This window comes from Croceivirga sp. JEA036, assembly GCF_011882165.1.
GTDB lineage: Bacteria > Bacteroidota > Bacteroidia > Flavobacteriales > Flavobacteriaceae > Croceivirga.
In genome coordinates this window covers 139,241-166,221 of the sequence record NZ_JAATON010000001.1, presented here as the reverse complement: position 1 = coordinate 166,221, position 26,981 = coordinate 139,241, and the positions used below count along the sequence as shown (strand labels likewise).

Genomic DNA, 26,981 nt, shown 5'->3' with positions numbered 1-26,981 from the left:
GCCTACTACAAGAACCTAGGACAAGCCCCAGGAGTAATAGCGTACAGAGAGATCTATTCATTGTTCAAGCAACTTTTCAAATTCAAAACGAAATACTTCGGATGGTGTTCGTTCTTCCTTCATGATTTGTTCTATCTGAGCTACCATCTCTGGATTATCATCTGCTACATTATCTTCCTCGCTAGGGTCTGTACTTAAATCATACAATTCGATTGGGGCATCGGGGTTATTTGCCATTTTTAAACGAATCCCTTTCCAGTCTCCCATACGAACCGCCTGTTTGCCACCTCGCTCATGAAATTCCCAATATAGAAAATCATGTTTGCGCTGTTCTTTGCCCAATAGTTCCGGTAAAAATGAAATGCCATCAACCTTTTCTGGAATCGCAACTTCCACAATCTCCCCAACGGTAGGTAGAAAATCCCAAAAGGCAGATATATGGTTTGAAATGGAATTGGCTTTAATGGAGTTTGGCCAATACGCAATCATGGGAACACGAATACCACCTTCATACAAATCACGTTTGTACCCCTTAAATTCCCCGTTGCTATTGAAATAATCAGGGTCTGCACCGCCCTCTTGGTGGGGACCATTATCCGAGGTGAAAATAATCAGCGTATTTTCGGCAATACCCAAATCCTCAACTTTCTTTCGAATTTCACCCACCTGTTTATCAAGCAGATAAACCATTGCAGCAAAAGCGGCATGGGACTCTTTTTGTGAACCGTAAGGGCCTTTTCGATACTGTGGACCATCATCTAGACCAACATATTCTTTTTCGGGTAAATATTTTCCTCTGAATTTATGAAGGAGGCTATCCGGCACCAAGAGTTCCGCATGGGGAATGATAGAGGGATAATACATAAAAAAGGTAGTGTCCTTGTTCCGTTCCAAAAACTCCAAAGATTTTTGGTGTATCTCATCCGGCGCATACGTTCCTTCTTTTTTTCCTTCATTGGCCGTAAGGGTCACTTTGGTTTGATTCTCCCATAAATGATAGGGATAGTAATTATGACCCATTCGCTGACAATTATAGCCATAGAACGTATCAAACCCTTGTCGATTGGGGTCTCCTTCGGAACCGGGATACCCTAGACCCCATTTACCAAAGGCTCCGTTGACATAGCCTGCGGATTTTAAAAGTTCTGCAACAGTGACCACTGACGAATCCAATGGATATTGCCCTTCTGGCCTAATTTCTTTGTTGCCCCTGATGAAGGTATGGCCCGTATGCAGACCTGTCATTAAAGCAGAACGGGAGGGCGCACAGACCGTAGAACCGGAATAGTGTTGTGTAAAAAGCATACCATCTTGGGCGAGCTTATCAATATTAGGCGTTTCAAATTTTTTCTGCCCCGTGATGCTCAAATCGCCATAGCCCAAATCATCTGCCAAGATGTAAATAATATTGGGCTTATTTTCAATACCCTGTTCCTTTTCGTGTGCTTTTTCCACACAGGAAAAAAGAAATGCTGGTAAAACAATACCTAGTAATAGCCTAAATTTTTGTCTGCGGCCGTTCTTTTGATTTAAAAAGTGTCTCTTCATTTTATTGGAATGGTCGCCATTACTGGGAACCTAATACTTTTAGTTCCTCCAAAATCGCCATACCGAAGAATCCCGTGGTATAGGCACAACTTGAAGGAAAATACTCCCTGATGCCCACCATGGAATGTGAGGTGCTGCCTACCAACCCTCCAATGGCTTCTATATCCGGACCAGTGTATTGATTCTCCAAACACCATGAAAGTGCCTTACGAGCGGTCTGTAAATATTCGGGTTTTCCCGTTGCCTCATAAAGCTGGTAAAACAATAAACTCCATAGCGGGGTACCCTTTTCCGTAACGCTTACTTCTTTTGGGTCTTTATCAAAAATAAAGGACCAAGAGCCATCCTCATTCTGGTTTTCTTGAAGATGTTTTGCCATTTTTTCGGCATATTGTAGGTAAATGGTATCCGGATACATTCTGTTCATTGCCAACAAACCTTCCATGGCCCATCCTGAGCCGCGGGTCATTCTCATGGTTTCCACATTTTCTTTGGTAGTCCAATCATATGCCCGATGCCAAAGGCCATCCTCCCGTTGAAAAACCTTCATGTGTTTATCCATAAATTTTTTACCACTCTCACGAAATTGATTTTCCCTGGTCACCTCATAAAGGGCGGCATGCCCTTCGGGGTCCCATCCGGTCTCATCGAGTATTTTTGCGTTAAACAAATCTTCATCATAGCGGTAAAAGTGTGGGAGCACATCAAAATTTTCAAGTATTTCGGCTTTTTTAACAGCCCAATACTTTGAAGCTTCTAAATAGGTCCTGTCTCCCGTAGCTTCATACAATGGCATTAACGCCCATCGAACCATCACACCAGAATCTGAAGTACCAATCCATTTTGCGTAGGAATGAAACCTACGCATCCATATGACCAAAAAAGACCCCTCACTTGGGTGTCCTTCTTCCTTTACTTGATACTTAAGAATGTTACGGCCAATTTTGTCTGCGGACGCTATCAACTCCTCCGTTTCATATAATTTTTGGATTTCCGGCACATGTATAGCGTCGAGCACCATTTTTACATATTGGGTGCTAGCCCAATTCCAATAACTTGTCCTGTGCAGTTTCGCTTCAAGATCGTAAAAGGCAAAAAGGCTGCCGTAGGTTGGACTGGCAGGATTATTGTTTTGTCTACGAAGTCCATCCGCTATAACCAAATCCAATGCCGCAATGAGTCGTTCCCGGGATACAGGTCCGCCCTTCATTTTTTCCAACTCCATAGCTTTTTTGGATACTATTGGGGTTTTTTCTATTTGGGCGGAAGCGATTTCCACAGCCTTGTCATCATTGTAGACCACAAGGCTCACCCTACCCGACCAGTCTTCTGATAAAAGGCGGAAGGTATGTGTAAATTCCCTGAGAATAACCGGAAAGGTTTTTCGCAAATAAACCTTCTCAATTTTTGGAGTGGTATGGTTAAGCATGAGGGAGTTCTCCCAATGTTCCAATTTATGTGATGGTAAAATGATTTCCTTTTTCAAAGGTGAACTTTCCCTGAAATAAGGCCCTCCGAAGATATAATTGCCTGTTGGCTCCTCCTCAAAAACACAGACCCCATCCATACCCAGTTCCAATGCAACATCCACCACCGGGTATCTGGTGTCCAGAGGGGACTTTTGAAAATTTTTGGCAGCCCACTCAGGATTTGGGTCATCCCGGTAAATTTCACGGGCGCTGGAGACAGGATGGTTTCTATCGGATTCAATTCGAATTTCGAATTCGGTAATCCCTTTCGGAATATAGCCTTCTACCAATAATTCTTTCCCGTTTTTCGATAACTGGAGCTCAGCTTCCCTCTCGTTGGAAGATGCCTTACGCTCTTGTGAAGTAACAGTAGGGCTACCAAATAAAAAACATAAAGAAATCAGTAAAAATTGGTAGGTTCTCCATGAGATGCAATTGTAAAAATTGTTATTCATGTGTTTGTGTTTTTGTTGTAGTTGGAATTTTAATTTTTTTGTAGAAAATCCTCCCCCCATTTCTCCCTTAATTCTTCTGCCAATTGGCTTACCGCTTCTTGATATTCCGGAAGTTCTGCCAGATTATTAAGCTCTAAGGGGTCTGTTTTATGGTCGAACAACATACGGGCATAGGCAACTCCATCATCTTTTGTCCATTCGGTATAAAACAAATCCCCTTTAATTAAAGTCACGGCATCCTTAAATTTAGATACCGCCCAATCCTTTTCTTGTGGTTCCCCATTTAAGAGCGGCACAAAACTTTGTCCTTGTACGGTCTTGGGAACTTCCAATCCAACCAATTCCGCTAAACTTGGATAGATGTCGATATATTCCGTTATGGCATCAGTGGTTTGCCCACTGGTTGTACCCGGCACCTTGATCATCAAAGGGGTTCTAAGGGAGCTTTCAAAAGTTACGTGCTTACACCACAATTTGTGGTCTCCCAAATTCCAACCGTGATCACCCCAAAGTATGACAATGGTATCATCTTGAAGTTTCAAACGCCTCAATTCATCGAGCACCAAGCCAATCTGGGCATCCACATAACTTACACAGGCGTAGTATCCATGGATAAGTTCTTTGGCCAAATCTTCCGAAACCTCACCTTCATTGGGTGCATTGCTGTATTTTCTTAGTTCACCGAATCTATGGAATGCCTCTTTTGGCGTGTTTTCGGGCTGAACATAATTATCGGGCAATTCAATTCTGCTTCTATCGTATAAATCCCAATATTTCTTGGGGGCATTAAAAGGCAAATGGGGTTTCATAAAACCCAGGGCAAGAAAAAATGGTTGGTCCACATCCTTCAATTGTCTTAAATCTTCAATGCCTTTTTGGGCAATTTTACCGTCAAAATAGGTGCTGTCGGCTGTTTCAATAGCTTCAAAAGCCGGTCCATAATTGGTTTCCAAAGCTTCTTTTGCATTATTGGGCAATTGATAGTCCCTAACATTGCCTTTGGGAAACCATCTGGAATCCCACGCGGCTCTATCATCTTTACCATTGTGGTAGATTTTTCCGTTGGATATGGTCGTATAGCCATTCTGTTTCAATAACAGTGGCAAGGAGACTGCCTCAGGGTAATCTACATCTTTCTGGGTTGGGGCGTCTAAAAATCGGTAACGTGTGGGTCTGGTACCCGTAAGTAGACTTGCCCTTGATGCACCACATACGGGAACATTGCAATAGGCCCTATTAAAGACCATGCTCTCTGCGGCGAGTTTATCTAAGTTTGGAGATGATATCTGGTCTGCCCCGTAAAAATTCAGTTCAGGTCGTAAATCATCGACCGCTATAAATAGGATATTCTTGGGTTTGTTCGGCTGACTTACTTCTTTTTTCTGGTTCTTATCTTGACATGAAGCGGTTAAGAGACAACATGTTAGTAGGTATACGAGGATTTTTTTCATTTTAAGAGAATGCTTGAGCGATTGGAAACCTTAAATCTTTATTTCTTAATCCCTGAAAATACAATTTGGAATTGCTCAGACTATCCTGCTACGTCCTGCTTGGCTGGTTCTATCTTAACAAACCTGAACTACAGGAAGCTTTAACAGTTTTTCAATTTTATTCAAGATATGCCCTACGCCTATGGTACAATAAAAACAAAGGCCGGCATATCGCCGGCCCTTGTTTTTTTTAAGCTTTACTGCACTTATATTAGTTCTTGATTACCTTAATGCTCTTTATCTTGGTACCTCTATCAAAAATATTTATGAAATAAATACCTTTCTTAAGGTAATTCACATCAAGCCTTTTTTCAGAAGTGTTTTTAGGGATTAGTGTACTGTAAACTATACGACCGTTATTATTGTACATAATTGCCCAATAGTTTTTTGTCGTAGTTTCAGAAAAATGGATGTTCGTATGGTTTGTAAAAGGATTGGGGGAAACCGTAATATCAAGCTCCACTGGTGGTCCATTGTCGCAGCTGCCCAAACTGGCTCCTCTTGCCAAAAGCCGTTCTGCCGCAATTTTGGGAACGCATAAACTTACGCCCCTAAAACATACCTGTACTCCTGGACGTTGAGAATTGTTGCCACAGCTTACATCAATCACCTCAACCGTAATTTCTGCGCTGGTCTCACAACCATTAGCGTCGGTTACCGTTACGGTGTAGGTCTGTGTGCTATCAGGACATACTTCTATCATTTCGGTTGTTTCGCTGGTACTCCATTCATACGTATAAGGTCCTTCTCCTCCTGTAACGGCTGTTACTCCAATGGTAGCACATTGGTCTTCTTCATACCCTTTGTACAAAGTCACAGCATCAGTGACCATAACAACTATTTCATCGGGTGCTGTAATTTCGATACTTGCTACGGTGGTTGCGTTCAAAGCATCGGTAACCGTTACGGAATAAATACCTGCCGCGAGGTTGCTAATCGTTTCCGTTGTTTCACCGGAACTCCATTCATAGGTATAAGGGGCTATTCCCCCAGTAACCGACACACTGGCCGTACCGTCATCTGCGCCAGCGCATCTCACATTTGTAGCAACTACCTCCGATTGCAAAGATTCCCCTACTGGTATAGCCTGCCAAACACTTCTGTTATCCGTAGCAGGCACCTTGCTGTGTGTTATTGTTCCATCTTCATTTTGATACAGAAATCGGCCAGAGGTTCTGGATTCAAAGCGATACGTATCCGTAGTTTCGTCATAATTTATAATCCACGTCTTATCGGTATCGCCTGCTGGCGGTTCTTTTGTGGTACTTAAAACCACATACGGACCACCTGGGCCTCCGGCACCTGGTGCGCGCAGAATTCCGGTTCCACCGGTTGCACTTTCACTATCGATATTATAATAGGACCCACTTTTGACAAACGTCCATTGCGTATTTTCTGCTCCTCCTGAAACTGACATGGTAACGGGTTGCGCGCTTACTGCCGCAGCGGTCAAGAATTCTCCCGTTTCTACATTTCGTAATACAACAACGTCATCGCCAAATGTTGGGCCTGAATTGTCGACAACTTCCGCTTTTTCATAGGTGGTCTCTGCCCATCTTATTTGAGCCCTACCCCCTCTTACACGATAGGCACCATATCTGATACCGGATTGGAGCCCTCTTTCGGGGTCAGGAATATTAAAATTAAAGGCTTCGCCATCGATAACGGCATCACAATAATGTATCTTCTTCGAAGCATCGTTTGGATCTTCCCTGAAACCAATTTCCAACTTAAAATCAATTTCCGCATTCTTCGCTACACGTTTTAAAAATACTACTTCTCGACCACTACCAGATCCGCCTCGTTCCAGAATACGTTCCGCATAAATATCAAAGGCCACTTGCTTATCTGCATCGTCACCAGTGCCATAAACGGGCTTTGCCAAATACAAACAGATAGCTGGGTCTGCAGAACCACCGCCGCCTGAGTGTTTTCCTTTGGCTTGTATTAGGTAGCTTCCGTCTTGGTTGAAAGAACCTGCATCGCCTACTTCAAGAATTCTTACAATTCCCGTGAATCTTGCAAAACTCCCTACTCCGGTTTCTTGAGATCTGGATAAAGAACGTTCTATTCTTGGTTGTAAAGTATTGGGGGCATCAATATGGTTAGAGCCGTCCGTAATATTATAGACACCCCAAGTTTTGCCATATAAATCAACTTCAGAATAATCAGCATAGCAGCTTCTATCATCAACTGTTCCTACATTTACGGCGTTTGGAATGTCAAAATTTCGCGTATTGTTGTTGTCGAATTCACCTGAACACGACAAATCTGGATTGGTATCTTCATCTGGAGCTACTTCTGCAGAGGTTCCTCCAACAGGACTAAGTCTCCAATTACTGCGGTTGTCGGAAGCTTCAACAACGGAATGGGTAACAGTTCCATCTGCATTCTGATATAAAAATCTACCGGAGGTTCTAGAACCGAATCTGTAGGTATCGGTTGAACCATTATATTCAATGGACCACGTTTTGTCGGTATCGGCCGCCGGTGGAGCCTTTAAGGTACTTAAAACCACATAAGGGCCTGCAGAACTACCAGCACCTGGTGCACGTAGTATTCCCGTGCCACCAGAGGTACTTTCACTATCTATGTTAAAAAAGTCTCCGCTTTCCACAAGTGCCCAATGTGTGTTTTCAGCTTCTCCTGAAGCCGACATGGTAACAGGTTGATTACTTCCTGCTGCGGTGGTTAAGAATTCCCCGGTTTCCACATTTTGAAATGTAAGTGTTGTTTCCAGCGGAATTTGCAGCAGCGGAATCAGTTTCCAATTGCTTCGATTATCGGTTGCATCGGCTTGAGAATGGGTTACCGTTCCATCTTCATTTTGGTACAAAAATCTTCCTGTGGTATTTGACCCAAATCTATAAGTGTCCGCTGTGGCGTTGTAAGCGATTGTCCACACCTTATCGGTATCGGCTGCCGGCGGAGCCTTTAACGTACTTACAATGGCATAGGCCCCTGCTGAAAAGTTAGCCCCTGTTGCACGAAGTATTCCAGTACCACCAGAGGTACTTTCACTATCTATATTATATATTCCACTTCCGCTTGCACTTTCCACAAAAGACCAATAGGTATTTTGAGCTTCCCCTGTAGCGGACATGGTAACCGGTTGGGTACTGCCAGGTGCTGTAGTTAAGAATTCACCAGTTGCTACATTTTGCAATCTAAAAACACCATCAGAGGGTGGCGCATCTTGTGCTGCTAAAGCAATCGAAAAGAATGCCAAACAACTAAATAACAATGATTTAAAAGTAATTTTATTCATATTGTGAGGTTTTTGCTAAAATTATCTTAATGTTTTCTTAAGACTATCCTGTACTATACTAATATTTTGGAGATAGGCGCTATACCATTGGGAAGTAAATTAGGCAACGGTATTCGCTGGTAGATTTTTCAGAAGTAGATTAATATTCTGATTATTAATCTATTGTGTGGCAATTAGATGAAATGGCGTGGCTAAAAAAGCAAGCACAACGTCATCTCTGGCGTGCTGATTATCTTGCCCAACCCTGCTTTGCTGGTTCTATCTTAACAAATACGCACCACCCTTAAGTTCAATAGGTTGCCCAGCTTATCAATTTTGTTCGCAATATGACCGACGCCGATAGCACAATGATGTGAAGGCCCCTGTTTTGACCACTCGTTCATAAATGCTCGTGCCCCAATGGAAAACCGGTAACGGCTGTTGGTATTACCAATATGCAATACCGGCCCTTCAACAGATTCGCCTTCAGCCACCAACAAAAACACCTCATCTTTACCTTCTACTACAGACAACAAGGTAACTTGGCCATGCTTTACAGTCATCTGAATTGATAGGCCTTTACCAGGTTTGCCGTGATACACGGGTAAGGGCACCAATTGCACGTTGCCCTCAGCGATGGCAAAATGGGCAGGACCATCATGACCGAGCATTACGATATCGTCATTAAAATCCATCGCATAAAACTCTGAGAAAGAACCGCCAACACCAAAGGCATCCATAATTTTCATGGCTTGTGCGTTTTTAACCTCGTACTCACCAGCCACGGGAACATTTTTACCTGTCAAAAGGGTGTTTCCAGCAATGACCGAGGTGACGATATCTTCATACTCGTTACCGCTCTCGCCTTCATAATAATAGGCCATGGAACTCAATTCGTGATGCGCTACAAGTTTATCCAAGGCTATCGAGGTCTTTGCTGCTCGAACCAGTTCTTTTTGTTCGCAAGCATCAACCACTACAAACGTATTTTTGAACTCTTTGATTTTTTCTTCAACTTCTTTATCCGTGACTGCATCGCGGTACTTTTTGACCTCGCACATTTCCAGAATTTCTATGTGGGTTCCGAAGGCGGCCGATTGCTTCGTCAAATCGGAATACACATCCAGCATGCCGCCATAATAATGGCCCAAAACTCCCAGTCGATTGTTGCGCATCACCTTGGCTACATGTGCAGCTTCTATCCAATCTTGTAGTTCCTCCCAGACGACAGGCTCGTCTAAGTATCCGGTTACAAATTGGTAATCAATTCCTGAGCGATTGAAAACATTGGCCAATTCAGGAACCGAGCAGGCTTGGCAATGGGCCAGCCATTCACCCGTCATTTTTCCCCTATCCCCAAGGGCATTGAAACTTTCGTAATCAATAGCCGCCACAGGTTGAATATTCAAGATAATTATTGGGCATTTTAGCTTTTGTACTGCGGGTAATACCGTTGAGGACAAGGCATAGGTGGAAACATATAAAAATAGCATGTCGATATCCTCTTTTTTGAGCGAAGTTGCTACTTCCCGTGCCGTTTCAGGAGAATCCACCAAGCCTACATTGACCACCTCCGCGCCAAAACCCTGAATTCTTTCCGCAATTTGCTTCTGGTAGCCTTGCAAACGTTCCAACAAACCCTCGAATTGGGGCCAATAGGTATCCAACCCTATTCCGAATAATCCAACTTTAGTTGTATTCATAATTACTTTTTTGGTTAGACCTCAATGTAAAGCCCACATTCATTTTGTAATCGTTCCTCATCCAAAACCAACCCAAAACCAGGGGCTTCCTCCAAAGTATAATAGCCATTGGATAGTTTTTTAGTGGGCGATTTTATAATACAGTCCCTATACAAGGCAGAGTCTTCTTTTTTCTCAATGGCCTCTACCCAATCGGCGCCAACAGCTATGGCCAGTTGTTGCCATGCCGAACAAGCCGGACCTACCAAACTATCATCCCCCACCATAATTTTGCCTCCAACTTCACGGATTTTATTGGCCAATAAAGCGGTTTGTTTAAAACTGCCCATGGTAGAAGGGTGCATGTTAAAGATGCGACCCATATCCGGCCGAATCGATTCCATACCTTTCCACGAAGGCCGCATGGGTTTATCGGGAATCAAAGAGAGTTCGCCCACCATCGCTTGCAATGTCGCCCATTGCTCGTTGCTCATTTCAGCGGGGTCCTCAATGGCGTTTAAACCATTTTCCTTGAATACGTTGATGATATCGGCAAGTTCTTCTAAGGAATTCCAATTCTTATAACCACTATTGACATCGGAGATGACCACCGATTCATCCCCCAACACACCTCGAATGGTCTTCAATAATTTTAGGTCCAGCTCCTGCTCACCGTACATCTTGAATTTTAGATGATGGCCTAGGTTTTGTTCCAGACTTTTTTCTGCTTCTTTCCTAACCTCCTCTTCATCCTTATACAAAATGCAATAAAGCCCTGGTACGGCACCACGATAGGGTAAATCAAGCAACTTGACTACGGACTTTTCTTGTAAACGCCCTGCCACATCCAAGAGGGCCACATCCATCAATTCCATTTCCTTTAAGGATGTTTTACTATTGGGCACTTGTTGTGATTCCAATAATTTTTGGGCCGATGAAACGGTCAGTCCCTTAAATTGCTTTACATAGTTTACCCAACTGACGGGTTGCAATTCGGGTTCATTTCTGGAGGCGGGAATTTCGGACCAACCGTAAAAGTCTCCTGCAGTTAATTTCATGAACAAATGCTGGCGATTGTACCAGGTGCCGAAGGAGAAATATCTTGGGATATTAATGTCGTATCGGTACAACTCAATTTTGGTTATTTTTTCATCCAGTGGTGTTGTTTTGCTTTTATCCAAACAAGAACTCAGTAACGGATAGGTTGCGCCAGCAATTCCGAGAGCTGACACATTTTTAATGAATTTTCTTCTATTATTCATGGAATGCCGATTAAAATATCCTGATTTCTGAAATGGATGGTGGCGCTGAGGCATCTTCAATTAAAACCCGACACTTAGTCGTCGTTGCCTTTTCGAAATTGTGCTTTTTCGTTGCCCCTCTAGCGCTGGTAATTGATACATCCTGCCAAGTACCTTCGTTCCAAATCTGAATTTTAAAGTCCTTAATGGCGTTACCAACCTCATCCACTTCAACAGTACTAAAGGTTTGGGGTGTAATCCAAGCGATTTCCAAATATTGGTTTTTTGCTTCTGCGGCCAACCAGCGTGTTTCATTATCCGAATCGTTGGCCTTAAAGGCTTCAAACCCCGGCAATTTTTCTGTTTCGATATACATGGATGATGCGCTTATCCTGCCCAATTGCGCTAAATTTTCAGTAGTACCCAATGGTGCTGGAAAAGAAGTTTTTGGTAGTTCGTCTACTTTAAAATCGTAGCTGCCCGAAACTGCTTCAAAAATCACATAGTTGCCAACGGCATCATTGGCTTCTGTTCCTACGAATTGTAATCCTTCGGCATTTTCGGCAAGCATACCATTTTCTTTGATGACTTCTTTGGAATTCGCGGGCAAGTAAATTTTAGCTGTTGTATTCATAGGAACTTCAATATGAAAAGAAGCACCCTCATCAATTTTTTTCCAATTCACTACCACGTTGCCATACATAGATTCATATGCCGTATTTGCAAATTCCAAATCGCTGACCACAGCGGGTTTTATCATCATCTGTTGCATCCCCGGATGTTCTGGTTGCGGTCTGATGCCACCAAAACCTTTGATAAAATAACCCCCAATACCCGTGTAACAGGTATGAATTTGGCTGACTCCTACCGCCGACCAACGTTCTGGCCAAACCGTTTTGCCCTGCTCTAAAAAGTAGCCGTAACTGGGGTGGTGCTTATCTTTAAGCAACTCGTAAATAAGGTCCATGCGTTCACCGGACTCCAAAAAATAGCGCGTGTACAAGGCCTGCCCAGAGCTTCCGGTATCATAATAAGGGTATTTATACAGGATATTGTCCACCAAATTATCGTAGACTTTTTTCTTTTCGGATTCTGGGGTCACTCCGGCCAATAAGGCAAAGGCCTGATTCACCTGTTGGCCATTCACATATTTTCCTGTTTCAGGGTCATACGACATTTGATGGGTTGCCTCTCGCTGCACTTCAAGTCTATCGGAATAAATAGCCACATCTTCTTCCTTGTCCAAAGCCGATGCGATTTTCACAGCATTATCCAACATATAGGCATAAATACTATTGTTAAAGTGCAAGGCATTGGGAGAGTTGCTGCTCGTCCAAAAATTACCTCTTGGCGTACACCAATCGCCCAATCCGGGGAATGCCCTTGCCCCGCGTTCTCCAGCAATGAGCGGACCTCCATTTTTATAATCAGAATTCTCGTACATCCACGTCATCCATTTTTGCATGGACTCATAATTGTCCTCAAGCACTTTTTTATCGCCCAACATTTTATAGGTTTCCCAAACGGTCAAGGGATTATTGGCCTTCCACATTAAAAAGGGTCGGTCGTTTTCATTGATGATGGCCCGTATTTGTCCATCAGGCAGTTGCGCATCCCTTGTATATTGTAGGTATTGGTCCATATAGGCACCACTTTCAAAATTGGGCAGCGCATCACCGTACATGGCAGCGACGGTCACCTCACCCCAGCCCCGACGCTCTCGATGGGGGCAGTCTACCAAAATGCCATCCATGGTATTGGCGATATAGGTATCGAGATTCACTTGATAAATTTCATTCAGTTGCGGGTCTGAGGATTCGAACGAACTGATGTGTTTGCGGTCGTTAGTAACCACATAACCTTTAATATCTTTTAATTCTGGTTCGTAGCCCAAACCATAGACAGTAACCCAACGACCACCGGCCACATTGAATCGATTTTCAAATTTGCCTTCGCCTGACGCTCCATAAATGTATTTGCTCTTTTGTTTCCAGTTGGAAGTGACCTCTTCTCGGTCGCTGATTTCAAACAAAATAGAATCGCCCTCTTTCCCTTTGTACAGTTCCATCTCAAAAAAACCGGTATAGTTTTCCCCCATATCAATACGGTAGGAACCATCTTCGTTTTTTGAAACTCCAATAGGTTTTACTTCTTTAAACCGTACTTGGGGCTCTACCATTTGAGAACTCAGTTCAGCAGTTATGGGGGTAAATCGCCTATTTTTAAATTTGCCCTTACCAATTAATATATCTTCCAAAACCTCAACATCTTCATTGATTTCATCCAAAGAGGCATTCAATGCTTCATGATTGTAAATACTGGCATTCATCCAGTCACTATCATCGTAGGCAAGCGTATTCCAGTCGTCTTCCTTTTTTCTATCGTCGATGGTTTCGCCACCAAAATCCAAAATATCCCAATCGCCATAATATTCGCTATGGCTCTTTTTGCATTTCCAAGTTTCATCCGTTCCTAGCACCAGGGCATCGTTTGGAGTCTTTATTTCAGCTTGGGCCTTGAACACAAAAGGTGGATTTCTGTATTCCATAATCCTATCCCATCGCGCCCAACCAGCGGCATGCCAAATGGCGATGACATTTTTTCCTTCTTGAAGTAAATCCGTAACATCATAGGTGAGGTAGGGAATACGTTTTTTCATGTAGGAGGAAACAGGATTCATTACATTTTCAGTAATCTTCTCGCCATTTACATATAGTTCATGGTAGCCAAAAGAGCCTATATAGACAAAGGCTGATTCGGCCTCTTCTGAAAGCTCAAAGGTTTTTCGATACCAGTTGTGGTCTATTTTCTTTTGGTCTTTTTTGTGTATCCATTCGCCTTTCCAGTCTTCAGCTTGCAGGAGTCCCATCGAAAAATGGGCAACCTCGCTCCAATCCGAAGTCTGACCTTTTGCATCCCAAATCTTAACCTTCCAGAAATACTTTTTACTCGATGCCAGTTCCTCTCCTCCATACCGTACATTTACCGATTGGTCTTCCATCACTTTTCCAGAATCCCAAACCAAGGCCTTTTCATCCTCAAAATCCGTTGACAGTAAAATTTGATAAGCCGTTTGTTTTTCACCCCTGGCAAAATTGTCCTTTAATAGTTTCCAGCTAAATCGAGGTGTGGTATTATCAACCCCCAAAGGATTCTCACGGTACTCACATCTTAAATCTGCAACGGCAACCCCAGACTCAGAGGTGCAACTGCCCAGAATCATCAATAGTATGAGATAAGAGAATTTCAAAGTTTTCATGTCGTCTAGGATTGAAAGTTATTTACTTTATCGAATACTGATAGCATATTCTGTTTCTTTATTTTAAGGTTGTGTTCGATTTCTTAATTGACAAACTAATCACATTATGAGGGATGATTTATATTTTTTACAATAAATCCGCCCTTTATTTCCATAATTCCTACAATTTCTAGAAATATAAAACCAATACCAATTGACAATTTGATATTTTTATTGCACAAAATGATATGAAAAATAGCTATAAAAAATACTTGATGGTCTTTGATCGGGACAAGGCATGGGGATTCTACATCAACAATTTGGGACGGACCGAAATCCCAGCATACTCCAATTACCCAAGTACAGACCATCCCGATTCTTATATGTTTGCTTGGGAAAACGGCCGGGTTTTGGACGAATTCCATTTGGTGTTGATTACCCAAGGGGAAGGCGAATTTGAAAGTAGACCTACAGGAAAAATTAGGCTTTTGGATGGAGATGTATTCTTGCTCTTTCCAGGGGTTTGGCACCGGTATAGACCCAAAAAAAATAAGGGTTGGACGGAACGATGGATAGGTTTTTCGGGTACGATTGCCAAGCAGTTTATAGCCAACGGATTTTTTAGCCCTGAAGACCCGATAATTTCCAATGCCGACCAAGCTCAAATTTTAACCCTATTTGATAGGCTCTTTTTGCTATTTGAAAGGGAAGACTTTGGTTTTCAACGAACAGCCTCCGCCCTCTGTTTACAGCTCATGGCCGAATTGTATAATTTAAAGACAGGTGGATCAAACATAGCGGACATGAACACTATGATTAACCGAGTAAAGTCCATTATGTACAATCGTATTAATTCCAATATTGAGCTTAAAGAAATTGCCAAGCAGTTAGGGGTAAGCTATTCTAAGTTTCGATTGGATTTCAAGAAACAGACCGGAGTATCCCCACTACAATATTTTTTAAGTTTAAAGATTGAAAAGGCAAAGGAACTTCTCTTGGCCACCAACAAAACCCAAAAGGAAATAGCCTTTGAACTAGGCTTTGAATCGGACTATTATTTTAACCGGATTTTTAAAAAGAAAATGGGAATGTCTCCAGGTAAATATCGAACTAATACAAAAGTCAAAGGCTTATTTTAGTGAATTTGAAGCGATGGTACTAAAATCTTGATTACAAGATAAACCACGTGGTTAATAAAATTTTTAGCAAATCTTTGCAGTAATTACTTCGTGTAAATCTTGAAATTACTGTATCGTGCAGAACGTGTATACATATGCCTTAGTCCTATTCTACCGTCATTAATTGGAGCTATTTTGGAAATATCCCATTCAAAATATTGTTCCCTTCCATCATGCTCCATTTTAAAACTAAGTTTTTCAGCAGTTTTGATGGCCGTAATATGATAGGTCTTACCAGTTTCAAAAAAACCCTGCATATCATAAGAAGGTGCAATTTGGGTGAGCTGGAAAGATTGGTCTTTCAGCTTTGGATACCTTCTTGCCCTGACGTAATGAAAACCATCCCCCGTGTTTCCAAAAGCCGCAAAACTGATATGAAAAACGTTCATATTCTCAAAATATTGACGCATCGCCGGTACTTCACGCTTCTTATTCCATTTAGAAATATCTTCTACATAATCACCTTCCCCATCACCGGTAGCTTGTATATACAGGATATTCACGTATTTATTGGCCGCATCCGTCCTGGTGTAATCGAACTCTATTTTTACATCCCCGGAAAAGGATTCTTTGGTCCATAAAACGGCATGGTGGGCATCATTCTCCGCATCGGGTCCCGCTTTAAAATGCATTCCGCTATCGGAGTTTTCCACGCTAGCTTTAAGACCGTCCAAAAACCAAAGTTTTGACCAATCTTCGGTACAGTCATCCTGAAATGTCAACTTCCATTCTCCACGATCACTAGCTTTTTCCGAGACTAACGCTTGGTTGTTTTTACAGCTCATCACAACAACCATTACCGCAATACAGATGAGGATTGCTTTCATTAAACGCAATTCTAGCTTGGTTTATTTATTTAAACTTGTTCTGGCTTTCTGCTCCACAAAATAAGGCTGGAATTTATACATGGATTTTTCATCCCATTGGGCATTGTTAGCAGGCAGTAACTTCTTTAATTCTTCAATGGTTTTCTTGTACTCCTTGTTAGCTGCAATATTGGTCCACTCGTTGGGGTCGCTATAATGGTCGTACAACTCTTCTGTACCATCTTCGTACTGTATATATCTAAACTGATTGGTTCGTACCGCGTGATTGTTCATACCATAGGTTGTTAAGGCATAAGAATCGTCAACACCTTCATCTTTTGTCATCATGGAAACCAAGCTTTTCCCTTCATTTCGACCATAAGCAGGAAGTCCACTTAATTCCAAAAGCGTCGGGTAAATCGATAACATCTCTACCGGGGTATCAATTTTTTTCCCATTAGGTAAATTTGGTGCGGCAAAGATTAAAGGTGCTTTTGTTGCCGTCTCCCACAAGCCATGTTTTGCAAAGGTTTCTTTTTCTCCTAAACGGTATCCATGGTCAGACCATAATACTATAATTGTATTATCAGCATAATTACTACTTTCCAAGGCATCTAAAACACGACCTAATTCATTATCTACATAACTTATACAAGCTAAATATGCCTGAACAATTTTTTTCCAATTACCAGTTTCCTTGGCCCATTGGGTAGTTGGCATCATGGGCAAATCGTTTATCTGCAAGCCCACATCAGGAATATCATTTAAATCGTCTGCTCGGTAGGGCGGTGTTTCAATGGCTTCCAATGGATATAAATCAAACCACTTTTGAGGTACATATAAAGGCACATGAACCCGTAAAAACCCTAGTCCTAAAAAGAAGGGTTTATCATAATCCCTTTGTAAGCGCTCAATGGCCCAATTGGCGGATGCATGATCTGGCATTAAGCTATCTTGTTCAGGAAATGCCCCCCAATCCGTACTTGTTCTGCCATGAACACCTTTGGTACCTTTTCCAAATCCATCCCAAACAAATCGTTTTTCAGGAACTGGCCCAAAGCCTGGTACTCGACCACCAGATTCGTGAAACATACTATCGGGCGCATGGTTATGAAATAACTTGCCAATACCCATGGTATGGTATCCATTATTTCCAAAATATTCTGGCAAAAAGGTAATGTCTTCAGTAACTTCATTTCCAGGTCTTCTGATATCATTATCTGGCACCATTCCGTATATCCCGGTATTTGATGGCCGTAGACCCGTCATAATCGATGCTCTAGAAGGACCACAAAGTGGCGCCTGTACATGAGCATTGGTAAAGGTTACGCCCATTTTGGCCAGCCTATCAAAATTGGGTGTTTTTATATTTGAAAAGTTGTCGATTGGCCCAATCATGTTGTTCAAGTCATCCACTGAAATAAATAATATATTGGGCTTTGAAGGTTCTTCGGAAATCGCTTTATCCAGTGAAGGTTTGGTTTTACAAGAGCTTATCAAAAAACCAAAAACGGCTAGTATTACAAGTTTTTTTCTCATTTTTCTCTTATGAGTTATTCGATGTTTTCATAAAACGCCTTTAAGGTGTAAAAGGCCTTTTTCTTGTTTCCCGTTTCTGATATCAAACCTTTTCTGTTCCATCCATCTTGGTAGGGAAGCAAGGTTCTTCTGGGCGACCTGAAATCGACCAAGGTCCAGGGCGTGATACCGCTTATTCCAGGTATCTTGGCCAGGGTGGGTAAAGTCTCCTCATATAATAATTCCTGAAATTCCTCGCTCCAGCGCGTCATTTTATCGGCATGAAAGCCTTGAAGGGCCCCAGCTCCAAACTCTGAAATGATGACGGGTTTATCGATATCTATTTCCCAACGGATGTTTTTGATGTTGTCAATTTCCCCGCCGTACCAGCCATAGTATTGGTTAAAACTCAACACATCCACAACCTCAGCGAATTCATCTTCAACAATCATAATATTTTTGTCTTCTTTCTTGCCATGATCCTCCAAAGCCGCACTGATTAAACGGGTATCATCCAATGCTCTAGCCTTGGTGGCCAATTTGGTCAAAAAGGTCAATCGTTCCTGAGACGTTGGCGTTTCGTTGGCCATGGACCAAATAATGGAACTGGCCCGATTTTTATCGCGTTGTATCAGCTCAGTCAACTGTGTTTCGGCCTTTTGGTAGGTTTCGGCATTCGTCCATTGAATGGTCCAATAGACGGGAATTTCCTCCCAGACCAAAATGCCCATTTGGTCCGCTAAACGAATCATGTTTTCATTATGGGGATAGTGCGCCAAACGGACATAATTACAACCCAATTCCTTGGCCCAACCCAATAATACCTTGGCATCTTCCATAGACCATGCCCTACCACCTCGCATGACGTTTTCTTCATGGATGGAAATACCTTTCAGGAAAATCTTTTTACCATTTAATAAAATCTCCTTGCCTTTTGTTTCTATGGTTCTAAAGCCGATTTTATCGGTGACTTTATCTTTTGCAATAGCAATAGTTACCTCGTATAATTTTGGATTGGTATCACTCCAATACGATACACGTTTCACAGGAATTTTTATCGCAACATAACCCTCGTCATCTGTAATAAAGGCTTTATTTATTTTTAATTCTGGAATGGAAAGGCTAACGTTTTGATTTCCCTTATTTTCTCCATTTAATTGAATGTATATAGACACCTCCTTATTGTTATTTTTAGTGAGTTGAATCTTATAATCTTCAATAAAGGTTTCATCTAACTCATAAATAGTGACATCCCTGGTGATGCCCCCGTAATTCCACCAATCCGTACTCAGGGTGGGCACCTCATCTGCTGCGCGTTTGTTATCGACCTTAACAATTAAAAAGTTGTCTTTTTCCTGTAAAAGGTGCGTCATTTCGAAGTTGAAAGGTGTAAAACCACCCACATGCGCACCTAGTTTCTTGCCATTCAAATAGACGTCTGCCCTATAGTTTACTGCACCAAAATGCACATAATACCGTTTGGAGGCATCATAGTTTTCTACATTAAAGGACTTTTTGTACCAAACCGTTCCTTCGTAATAAAACAGCTTTTCTTTTTGTGAATTCCAATCACCGGGAACGTTCATGGTAGGCGCTGCATCAAAATCGTACTCGATCCTATCGGTTTTATTTTTGGGCTTTTTATTTAAAAAGAAAGCACTGGAACCCGGATTTTCGGTGCCATCGTGAGGTTCCATTCTGTAATTGTAGTACCCAGTTTCATACACATCCACAATGTAGTGCCACCTTCCATTCAAGCTTTGACCGTTTCTTAAGTAATTGTTCTGCAATAAAGGTTGATTGGCCCATGTGCAAATGGTAATGAACAGGATGTTTAGGCTTATTATAAATTTCATTTAATTCTAAATTATATTAATAGTGGTAAATACAGTTAACATAAAATAACGGCATTATTTTATTGATTTTTCCAGTACGTTTGCCTCTTTCTTAACTCTTGGTATAGGGCCATTATCCCCCAACAAATACATTTTTCTATAATCGGTACCCGGTTTTCTTTCAGCCACTATCAGTCTTGCGTCGGGGTGCGGGTTTTCAATTAAGGCCGAAATGGCAAAATTGGCGTTGGGCTTTGTTAATAGAATTTTGGTTTTTTGAAAGGTTTCACCGTTCACACCGCCATCCCATAGGGCGACTTCCCCTGTTCCCCCAGCAATTTGTTCGGCGAGATAAAATTGTATTTCATTAGAAGGGGTCAGTTCCATATCCCCATTACCAACGGGCATGCCGGGATTGGTATTTTGTACCCATTGCGTACCATTCCACCAGAAATAGTGCATTTTCTTAGGGGGACTACGTCTAGAATTGGGTATTTCTTTACCTACTGTCATACCAATATGGGGCCGGCCCTTAGAGTCAAGGTCCATTACCCCTTGAAAAGTCCAATTATCATCGGTTTCAGCGACTAAAGTTTTAGCTTCTGCAATTTCTCGGGTTACCGGTGTTTTAAGGATATCATTGTTGATATTGGTCCACTCCCCAGTTTTGGCATTGAACTTCATATAGTACACATTGTATCTTTTGGCTATATGTCCAAGGCCCATGGTGCTGGGTTTCACATCCATACATAAATGATAATCAAATACCACATGCAATTCGTTGCCTTCGCCCTTGGTTATCCAAGGATACCAAGAATCTACTGCGGCCATATCATTGCGCCTTTTATGCTTAAGAAATGAGATGGGTTCAGAAAATGTACGTCCGTTATCTGTTGACAACTGATAAACCCAATTACTGCGATGCGCACCATGACGGTAAAAAAGATAGATATCGCCATTGTCCATTTTAATCCATTGATTATAGGTGCCAAAGGGCGAAATGTTATCCAAGGTTTCCCAGTTGGATATATCCAATGGCTTTTTAGATACCGCATGTAAATTTTTACCGTAATGATGGTTTCCCAAAAGATTCTCCCCGTGTTTCCTCATACCGCCATGACCTCCAAAGGCAATGTGAATGTAGCCCTGGTCATCAATCAATATGGAGGGTTTACCATGGTTGTCAATTTTTTTCTTGCGGTTAGGGTCTTTTCCCATTTCACTTATACCCACCTTAAATGGGCCTTGCCACTCTTTGGTTTCGTGATTATAGGAGGCTACATACGGATCTTCTTCAGGGCCTTGATAACAAACGTAGGTGATGCCATCATGGTAAATACCCGCCGGATGTTGCACCACGGCAACAGCGTTACCGTAGCCATTATCGGCAAAAAAATCGACCGTTTCATTTTGCTTCACAACCGAAGCGGTTTTTTTAACCTGACCTTTACAGGAAAAAGCGATGATCATTAAGGCAAGGGCTCCCACAAGATATTTGGTCTTTATCATTTCAATTTTATTTTTTGGTACGTTCTTAAAACAACCGGACCCAATAGTCCCGACGGCAATAACAGACTATCTGCATCCCAATGCTTCCACGAGGCAAAAGTGGTGCGTTGCGAGGTTCGTTCTGTATTATTTAATAACCAATCCGGTAACTGCTTCGGTCGCTTTCCTTGGAGTTCATAGTCCAAATCAAAGCGTTCATCACCTATTAAACGGTTTGGCCAGAGGTTGGTCACTTTTACCTCAAGAGTATTTGAACCTGTTTTGACGTAATCGGTAATATCGGTTCTAAATTGAGCTTTCCATAGGGTTCTTACTGTTTTGCCATTTACCAAAACTTCGGCTATTACGGCCACGCTACCTAAATCCAGTTCTAACTGCTTGTCCTTCTGAAGCAAGTCAGCAGTTAGTTCAAAGGTTTTTTTATAGGTAGCTGTTCCCGAGAAATATTTTAGGTCTTCATGGGCATGATTGGACCATGAGGTAAGCGAATCGAATTTTACGGTTTTTGATGTTTCATTTTTACCTGGGAAGGTAACCTCCCAACCACCTGACAAATCTAAAGGACCCGGTATTGATGTAACTCGTTTACGTTCTACCGCTCCCGATACGCTGGTGTATTCGATATCTCCAGCATAAGGTGTTACCCAATGCATGGCATCATTTCTATACACTAGTCCTGGTTTGGGGATAGCTCTTGATAAGTCTAAAAACTGTCCTTTTGGAATGGTCAACGAGCAATCTTCACCTTCCGTGATGTACGTTATTTTTAAAACCGTATTTGGACTTTCTAAACCTTTGTTTTCAATTAAGGCATCGGTAACTGGTATTTTATAATTTCCTTTTGCTACTCGGTCGATAATTTTATCGGTAACATCTAAAGTTTTATAGGCCTGTGGCACCCCTTTGGTTTCCGCTTTAAATTTTCCGAAAACCGCCTTTAAAACTTTTAGCTCCTTATTTCCAGCACCTATTTTTATATGCTCGCGTTCTTCGGCATACAAATCCTTTTCAACACCACCTAAGCTATAGGCCATTCTAAACGCTTTTTTATATCCCATGGCAGGGTCACAATCGCAAAACGCACGGGTCATTTTAAAATCGAGAACTCCATCCTTAACGGCATCGGCTACTTTTTCGGTAATATCTACCAGTCCTTCTTGCAGAAACGTACCGTATTCTGCCTTTACAATTTTTAAATCTGGAAGTGGTACAGCTTCGGGTTGTTCTAGCCTCTCAACAACTTCTGTCAAATGCCTTTGTTTTATTGGCTTTTTAAAAACAACAAATACCGATTCTTCCTGATTCAGTTGTAATACTACGTTTATTGTACCATCTTTATTTTCCTTAAAAACCACAGCATCCTCCATTGTACCCGTTTCTGCATTCCAGAATTCGGGTTGCTTGCCCGTTACTCGAAAGCGCACCATTATTTCCCTAGCCTGTTTTCTGGTATTGGCAATAAAATAAATATCGGCCTCATCTGTTTTTCTATGGATAAAACTGATATCGGCAGCATCACTACTTTCCACCTTAAAATCTGGAGTTATATTGCTTAATGCTTCTTCAATACTCGTATCTTGAACCAAACCATTGCCCCATAAATCATCAACATACGTTTTAACGGCTTCATCACAGGCAGGATAATTCATTAAACTAGGCGATTGTATAGGCTTTCGACCGATTATCTTTGCGCCACCATCGAACAATTCTTTTACTTTTTCCAAGGTCTCAGGTTGAATAAAATCGGATTCTGGTAAGACCAAAAGTTGATAGGCATTTCCAACGGAGGAATACATTGTTCCCTCCTTTACCGTTATGTCTTTCAATTTGTTGGCTCCAATCAAATCATAATCAAAACCCATGGCCCGAATTTCAGGTTTAATAAACCCAGTGTTTGGTGATGATTCTCCGGTAAAGACCAACACATCAGCGACATTTTTGCCTTGTTGTAATAAAAACTGGGAACGGGCGATATACTCCATATAGGCTTTGCTTTGCGGCCACCAGGTGTTCAATCGGTTAAAATCGAATCCGTGATAACTTAAGGCCAAGCCCGGAGCAAAATCCCAAGGCTGATGTACGTAGGTATGAAAAATGAATCGGGTGATGCCTTCTGTCCAGGCTCGATTCCCAATCGTTTTTAAATCTGCTGGGTGTTTGTCCCAGCCTCCAATACCCGTAAATGACTCCGCTCCTACGATGGAACTTCCATTTAAATGCGCTATGGACGACACGAATTTTGGAGAATCAAAAAACGGATAGCCACCGCTCCAAAACTCACACATAACGATATCGCCCGTAGCGCCCACTTGCATATTATCAAATGGACCCCAGTAGGGTTCCACAGAGAATTTTAGTCCATTTTCATGACATAATTTTGCAAAATGAGCATAGTAGTTTTTGGCAATTAAATCACCAATGGTTCTTCTAAAATCCCAAAGAAAACGCTCAGAAACTTCACCACTTTCCACGTAATAACCTGCTAATGTTGGTAAATACGGGGTTAAATTATATCCTCTTAAATCTTCAAATTGGGTATCAAATCCTACTGTCCAGTTGGTGGTTTCCACCTCATAGCTATCAATCAAACAATTGTTTACGGTAGTACCTACCAAATCACCTAACTTATCGAGCATGGGTTGCACGCCCGCTGCCCAATAGGCATCAAGCGCTTGAGTACTCATTTTATCCACTTCCAAACCTTTGGCCTCTGGTGGTGCTGGGCGGTTGGTTGTGCCAATGGGGGTATGCCCCAATCGTAGAATAATCCATTCGCCTTCAGGAACAGTCCATTCCAGGCTCCCGTCTTCAGAAAGCTTAGAAGTGATGTCGATAATTGATGCCGTGGGGATAATAGCATCTTTTGAAATCGCTTTAGGGTCAGGTAGTAAATGATTCCGGATGCGTTCGGATAACATTTTATAATCCAAACCCTCAATTTTCTGATCTTGCCTTGGTTTTGGAAAGGCCAAAACGGCTATGTCTTTATAGTAGTCGAATTTGGTTTCTGGCCGTGGTAATTTTTGTGCTATTGTTTTTCCACCGACAACTTCAAGTTTGCTAAAAACCACCGTTTGCATGGCATGTTCTTCGGTAACCCAAGGCCCTCCGGAAGACGACCAGCCCGGGCCGTTGTGAAAGGCCAGTTCCAGTCCTAAACGCTTGGCTTCTTGTGCCGAAAAATGAAACAAATCCAACCACTCCTCACTTAGATACTTCACAGGTCCCTGCGGGAAACCCAAGTGTACATTAAACAATTGTGCTTCTTGGATACCAACCGCTTTCATGGCCTCTAAATCTTTGGTGATGCCCGCTTTAGATACGTTGCCACTAATCCAATGCCACCACGTACGGGCTTTGGCGGATTTTGGCGGATTTTTGAAACCTTCCTCCAAATTCAAGGAATTCAATTGTGCATCGGTCACCCATGAAAAGCAAATGGAGAAAAGACAGACAAGAATGTGAAAGTTGATCTTCATCTGAAAATACAGTTGGATATGGATGCCATTAATAGCATGTTAAGGTATTATCTCAAGGTTATCAAAACGGTTTCCATCATAAGAACTGGCGAGCATGACATATCCATTTTTCTCTTGATACGATGTCTTCATTACTCGCTGTCCGTCAACAAAAGCTTCAATCGCTTTCCCATTGAATTTCAACTGGAGTTTGTGCCACATTTTTGGGTCAAAATTGGCGATGGTACCATTTTGAAGTGTCTCTTGATCAAACAACATTTTCCAATCACCTTCTTTGGTCACTTGAAAACGATAGCCCTTCAAATAACTACCCGTGACCCTTCCACCAATTTCCACATCACCGCCTTCGATAAATACATCTACACTACAGGTATAATTTTTCCAAGTGGCATCTCCAATTAAGGTATTGGGCTTTATATTGGAACGTCGGTATACGCGCATCCAATCGTAACCCTGTTCAGGGACAATTTGTTTTAAGCATTGTGTCCCGTCTTCTTTAAGGGCGATTTCAAAACTGCCTGTTTGATCCGAATGGTATTTGGGCAAATCCCCAACTTTTCGGTCCTCATAACCTTCCTTATAGGGAAAAGGAAAAGACGTTTTGTCCGGAATTTCGTAACTCCCTTTTTGCTGTCCAGAGGTAGTTGTTAAGGAATAGATGCTTTGTGCATCCAAAGAAAGCCTAATGGTACCATTTTTAGGATAAATAGGTTCTTGTCCTATGAATTGTTCTTCCTTATTGGATTTCCAAATATTGATTTTACCGTTGGAGAGATTTTCCGCTATCTTGATTTCCACTTCTTCCTTGTTTTCGGTGCATAAGATCAGGCTCCAATCCGTTCCATTGGTTTCTTTAAGTGCAACGGCACTTCCTTTGTAGGTATCGCTATCAAAAAGACCACAGGCATCATCTAGATACCTCCAATTATGGGGTTCTGCAAATTGAGTGGTATGGGCAGTGGCCCAGATGGTTGGCCAAACTTCATAGTATCCGCTCCAGGGACTATTGGCTTTCATTGCCCCAGCCTTATCCCAGGTAACCGTTTCGTAGATAGATCCAATTGGAGCCCATATTAAGGTCTTCGTAATTCTATCCCTGATATAGAATTTATTGTACATACGCGCTAAATTCAACGCTCCAGCACCTCCCCAATCTTTGCCCGTCCAGCTCCAATCTTCACTGGCCCATAATGGTTTGCCAGTGTTTTTGGCTTTATCAGTAGTTGGCCGTCCTCGACCATCTACCATATTTTCATTGAATTCACGACCGGTGACATAATGATAACCAACGGCCTCCACTACATCATCAAAGGCTTTGTCGTTTTCAAATTCATTAAATATTTTCCAGTCACCACTATTGTCATCAGGCCCTTGTATTTTTACATTTTCATATCCACGGGCATTCAGTAATGGCCGTACATCATTGACCAACCAATCCCTATTCGTATAATTCTCATTTTCCGCGGCCGCCACCCAATCTATATCCAACTGCCATTGTTTTTTCGCGACATCTAGAAATGTAACAAAATACTCCGCAGATTCTTTGGTGAAAATGTTGGGCTTAAGATAAGCGGGAAAGCTCCATGGTAGGTATTCCAGAATCATATCCGGATTTCGATTTTTAGCCTCTTTCATCAACCAGAACTCATAACCTCTTGAAACGGGATGCTGTAGCTCTTCGCGGGTGATGGCATGGGATGGTTCTGAACCGCAGGTTGAATTCTCACCTCCACCCATTTCCACTTTTAAATGTTGAAAGCCCGCTCCAAATTTTGGTTTGAAAAGTAAATCCAAAATTTGACTTCTTATAGGATCCTCATAATCATATAATAAATCTGTGGAAGCACCTGCGCTTACCCCTCCTATTCCTTCAAAGACCCTTCCTTTATCATCCCCATTCAGGGCTATTTTAACAACACCTTGTTCTTGATCAAAAACATGAGGTTTGAACGGAGTTTCAGAGTTTTCGATTTCACCCATCTCAAACCATGCAGGTTCGCTGTGCGTAACACCACGATTATTGCCCCAGGCCGTAACCATCCAATAAATACGCTGACCAGATTTTAAAGGCTCACCACAATATTCGAAGGGGCCGGTTTCTGAAGTACTGGTTGGGCCAGTATCCCAAATATCCGGGTACTGGAGTTTTTCAATGGAAGTGGCCATCATGATGCGATAGCCCCCTTGTTCGGTACTGTTCCCACCTGGAACAAACGTCCAACTAAAATGGGGTCTGGCATTTGTTATGCCCGATGGATTTATTTGATTCTCGCACTTCAAATTTTT

Annotated in this window: 14 protein-coding genes; 1 reads left to right on the top strand and 13 read right to left on the bottom strand. The window is 42.0% G+C overall.

What is annotated here, in order from left to right; all coding sequences use genetic code 11:
* Nucleotides 1-57 precede the first annotated feature (57 nt).
* From HCO57_RS00640 to HCO57_RS00610, 7 genes are all read right to left on the bottom strand, one after another.
* Nucleotides 58-1,548: an arylsulfatase gene (locus HCO57_RS00640; RefSeq protein ID WP_167987388.1), complete on the bottom strand. Its 1,491-nt coding sequence runs from the start codon at nt 1,546-1,548 to the stop codon at nt 58-60.
* Between the two features lie 19 nt (nt 1,549-1,567).
* Entirely contained in the window at nt 1,568-3,472 is a 1,905-nt protein-coding gene (locus tag HCO57_RS00635) for a glycoside hydrolase family 88 protein (protein WP_167987387.1), read from the bottom strand.
* Nucleotides 3,473-3,501: 29 nt separating this feature from the next.
* Entirely contained in the window at nt 3,502-4,923 is a 1,422-nt protein-coding gene (locus tag HCO57_RS00630) for a sulfatase (RefSeq protein ID WP_167987386.1), read from the bottom strand.
* 250 nt (nt 4,924-5,173) lie between these two features.
* Nucleotides 5,174-8,230, bottom strand: coding sequence for a T9SS type A sorting domain-containing protein (locus tag HCO57_RS00625; RefSeq protein WP_167987385.1), 3,057 nt, complete (start codon nt 8,228-8,230; stop codon nt 5,174-5,176).
* Nucleotides 8,231-8,493: 263 nt separating this feature from the next.
* Nucleotides 8,494-9,912, bottom strand: coding sequence for an L-fucose/L-arabinose isomerase family protein (locus HCO57_RS00620; RefSeq protein ID WP_167987384.1), 1,419 nt, complete (start codon nt 9,910-9,912; stop codon nt 8,494-8,496).
* 14 nt (nt 9,913-9,926) lie between these two features.
* A complete protein-coding gene (locus HCO57_RS00615) occupies nt 9,927-11,153 on the bottom strand; it encodes a mandelate racemase/muconate lactonizing enzyme family protein (protein WP_167987383.1) in 1,227 nt (408 codons plus the stop codon).
* 10 nt (nt 11,154-11,163) lie between these two features.
* Nucleotides 11,164-14,391 carry a family 78 glycoside hydrolase catalytic domain gene (locus HCO57_RS00610; RefSeq protein ID WP_167987382.1) on the bottom strand — a complete coding sequence of 1,076 codons (3,228 nt, stop codon included), beginning with the start codon at nt 14,389-14,391 and terminating at the stop codon, nt 11,164-11,166.
* Between the two features lie 227 nt (nt 14,392-14,618).
* On the opposite strand from HCO57_RS00610, the gene HCO57_RS00605 reads away from it, so the two are divergent.
* Entirely contained in the window at nt 14,619-15,509 is an 891-nt protein-coding gene (locus HCO57_RS00605) for a helix-turn-helix domain-containing protein (protein ID WP_167987381.1), read from the top strand.
* A gap of 83 nt (nt 15,510-15,592) precedes the next feature.
* Here HCO57_RS00605 and HCO57_RS00600 read toward each other — a convergent pair whose 3' ends face one another.
* Genes HCO57_RS00600 through HCO57_RS00575 form a run of 6 tightly spaced genes read right to left on the bottom strand, consistent with a single transcriptional unit; the run spans nt 15,593 to nt 26,735 of the window.
* Nucleotides 15,593-16,375 (bottom strand): DUF1961 family protein, encoded by a 783-nt coding sequence (locus HCO57_RS00600; RefSeq protein WP_167987380.1) that lies wholly within the window; start codon nt 16,373-16,375, stop codon nt 15,593-15,595.
* 21 nt (nt 16,376-16,396) lie between these two features.
* Nucleotides 16,397-17,893, bottom strand: a complete 1,497-nt coding sequence (locus HCO57_RS00595) for a sulfatase (protein ID WP_167987379.1) — start codon at nt 17,891-17,893, stop codon at nt 16,397-16,399.
* A 14-nt stretch (nt 17,894-17,907) separates the two neighbouring features.
* Nucleotides 17,908-19,728 carry a glycoside hydrolase family 2 protein gene (locus HCO57_RS00590; protein ID WP_167987378.1) on the bottom strand — a complete coding sequence of 607 codons (1,821 nt, stop codon included), beginning with the start codon at nt 19,726-19,728 and terminating at the stop codon, nt 17,908-17,910.
* Between the two features lie 54 nt (nt 19,729-19,782).
* Complete coding sequence (locus HCO57_RS00585) at nt 19,783-21,216, bottom strand: BNR-4 repeat-containing protein (RefSeq protein ID WP_167987377.1); 1,434 nt, start codon at nt 21,214-21,216, stop codon at nt 19,783-19,785.
* Nucleotides 21,213-24,695, bottom strand: a complete 3,483-nt coding sequence (locus tag HCO57_RS00580) for a glycosyl hydrolase (RefSeq protein WP_167987376.1) — start codon at nt 24,693-24,695, stop codon at nt 21,213-21,215. Before HCO57_RS00580 ends, HCO57_RS00585 begins: the two co-directional genes overlap by 4 nt.
* Nucleotides 24,696-24,734: 39 nt before the next feature.
* Nucleotides 24,735-26,735 (bottom strand): family 16 glycoside hydrolase, encoded by a 2,001-nt coding sequence (locus HCO57_RS00575; protein ID WP_167987375.1) that lies wholly within the window; start codon nt 26,733-26,735, stop codon nt 24,735-24,737.
* Nucleotides 26,736-26,981 lie beyond the last annotated feature (246 nt).

What these genes read in the sequence shown, in the direction of transcription:
- HCO57_RS00640 (WP_167987388.1), bottom strand. Translation starts at nt 1,548, where the DNA reads ATGAAGAGACACTTTTTAAATCAAAAGAACGGCCGCAGACAAAAATTT.
- HCO57_RS00635 (WP_167987387.1), bottom strand. Translation starts at nt 3,472, where the DNA reads ATGAATAACAATTTTTACAATTGCATCTCATGGAGAACCTACCAATTT.
- HCO57_RS00630 (WP_167987386.1), bottom strand. Translation starts at nt 4,923, where the DNA reads ATGAAAAAAATCCTCGTATACCTACTAACATGTTGTCTCTTAACCGCT.
- HCO57_RS00625 (WP_167987385.1), bottom strand. Translation starts at nt 8,230, where the DNA reads ATGAATAAAATTACTTTTAAATCATTGTTATTTAGTTGTTTGGCATTC.
- HCO57_RS00620 (WP_167987384.1), bottom strand. Translation starts at nt 9,912, where the DNA reads ATGAATACAACTAAAGTTGGATTATTCGGAATAGGGTTGGATACCTAT.
- HCO57_RS00615 (WP_167987383.1), bottom strand. Translation starts at nt 11,153, where the DNA reads ATGAATAATAGAAGAAAATTCATTAAAAATGTGTCAGCTCTCGGAATT.
- HCO57_RS00610 (WP_167987382.1), bottom strand. Translation starts at nt 14,391, where the DNA reads ATGAAAACTTTGAAATTCTCTTATCTCATACTATTGATGATTCTGGGC.
- HCO57_RS00605 (WP_167987381.1), top strand. Translation starts at nt 14,619, where the DNA reads ATGAAAAATAGCTATAAAAAATACTTGATGGTCTTTGATCGGGACAAG.
- HCO57_RS00600 (WP_167987380.1), bottom strand. Translation starts at nt 16,375, where the DNA reads ATGAAAGCAATCCTCATCTGTATTGCGGTAATGGTTGTTGTGATGAGC.
- HCO57_RS00595 (WP_167987379.1), bottom strand. Translation starts at nt 17,893, where the DNA reads ATGAGAAAAAAACTTGTAATACTAGCCGTTTTTGGTTTTTTGATAAGC.
- HCO57_RS00590 (WP_167987378.1), bottom strand. Translation starts at nt 19,728, where the DNA reads ATGAAATTTATAATAAGCCTAAACATCCTGTTCATTACCATTTGCACA.
- HCO57_RS00585 (WP_167987377.1), bottom strand. Translation starts at nt 21,216, where the DNA reads ATGATAAAGACCAAATATCTTGTGGGAGCCCTTGCCTTAATGATCATC.
- HCO57_RS00580 (WP_167987376.1), bottom strand. Translation starts at nt 24,695, where the DNA reads ATGAAGATCAACTTTCACATTCTTGTCTGTCTTTTCTCCATTTGCTTT.
- HCO57_RS00575 (WP_167987375.1), bottom strand. Translation starts at nt 26,735, where the DNA reads ATGGTTACGGCCTGGGGCAATAATCGTGGTGTTACGCACAGCGAACCT.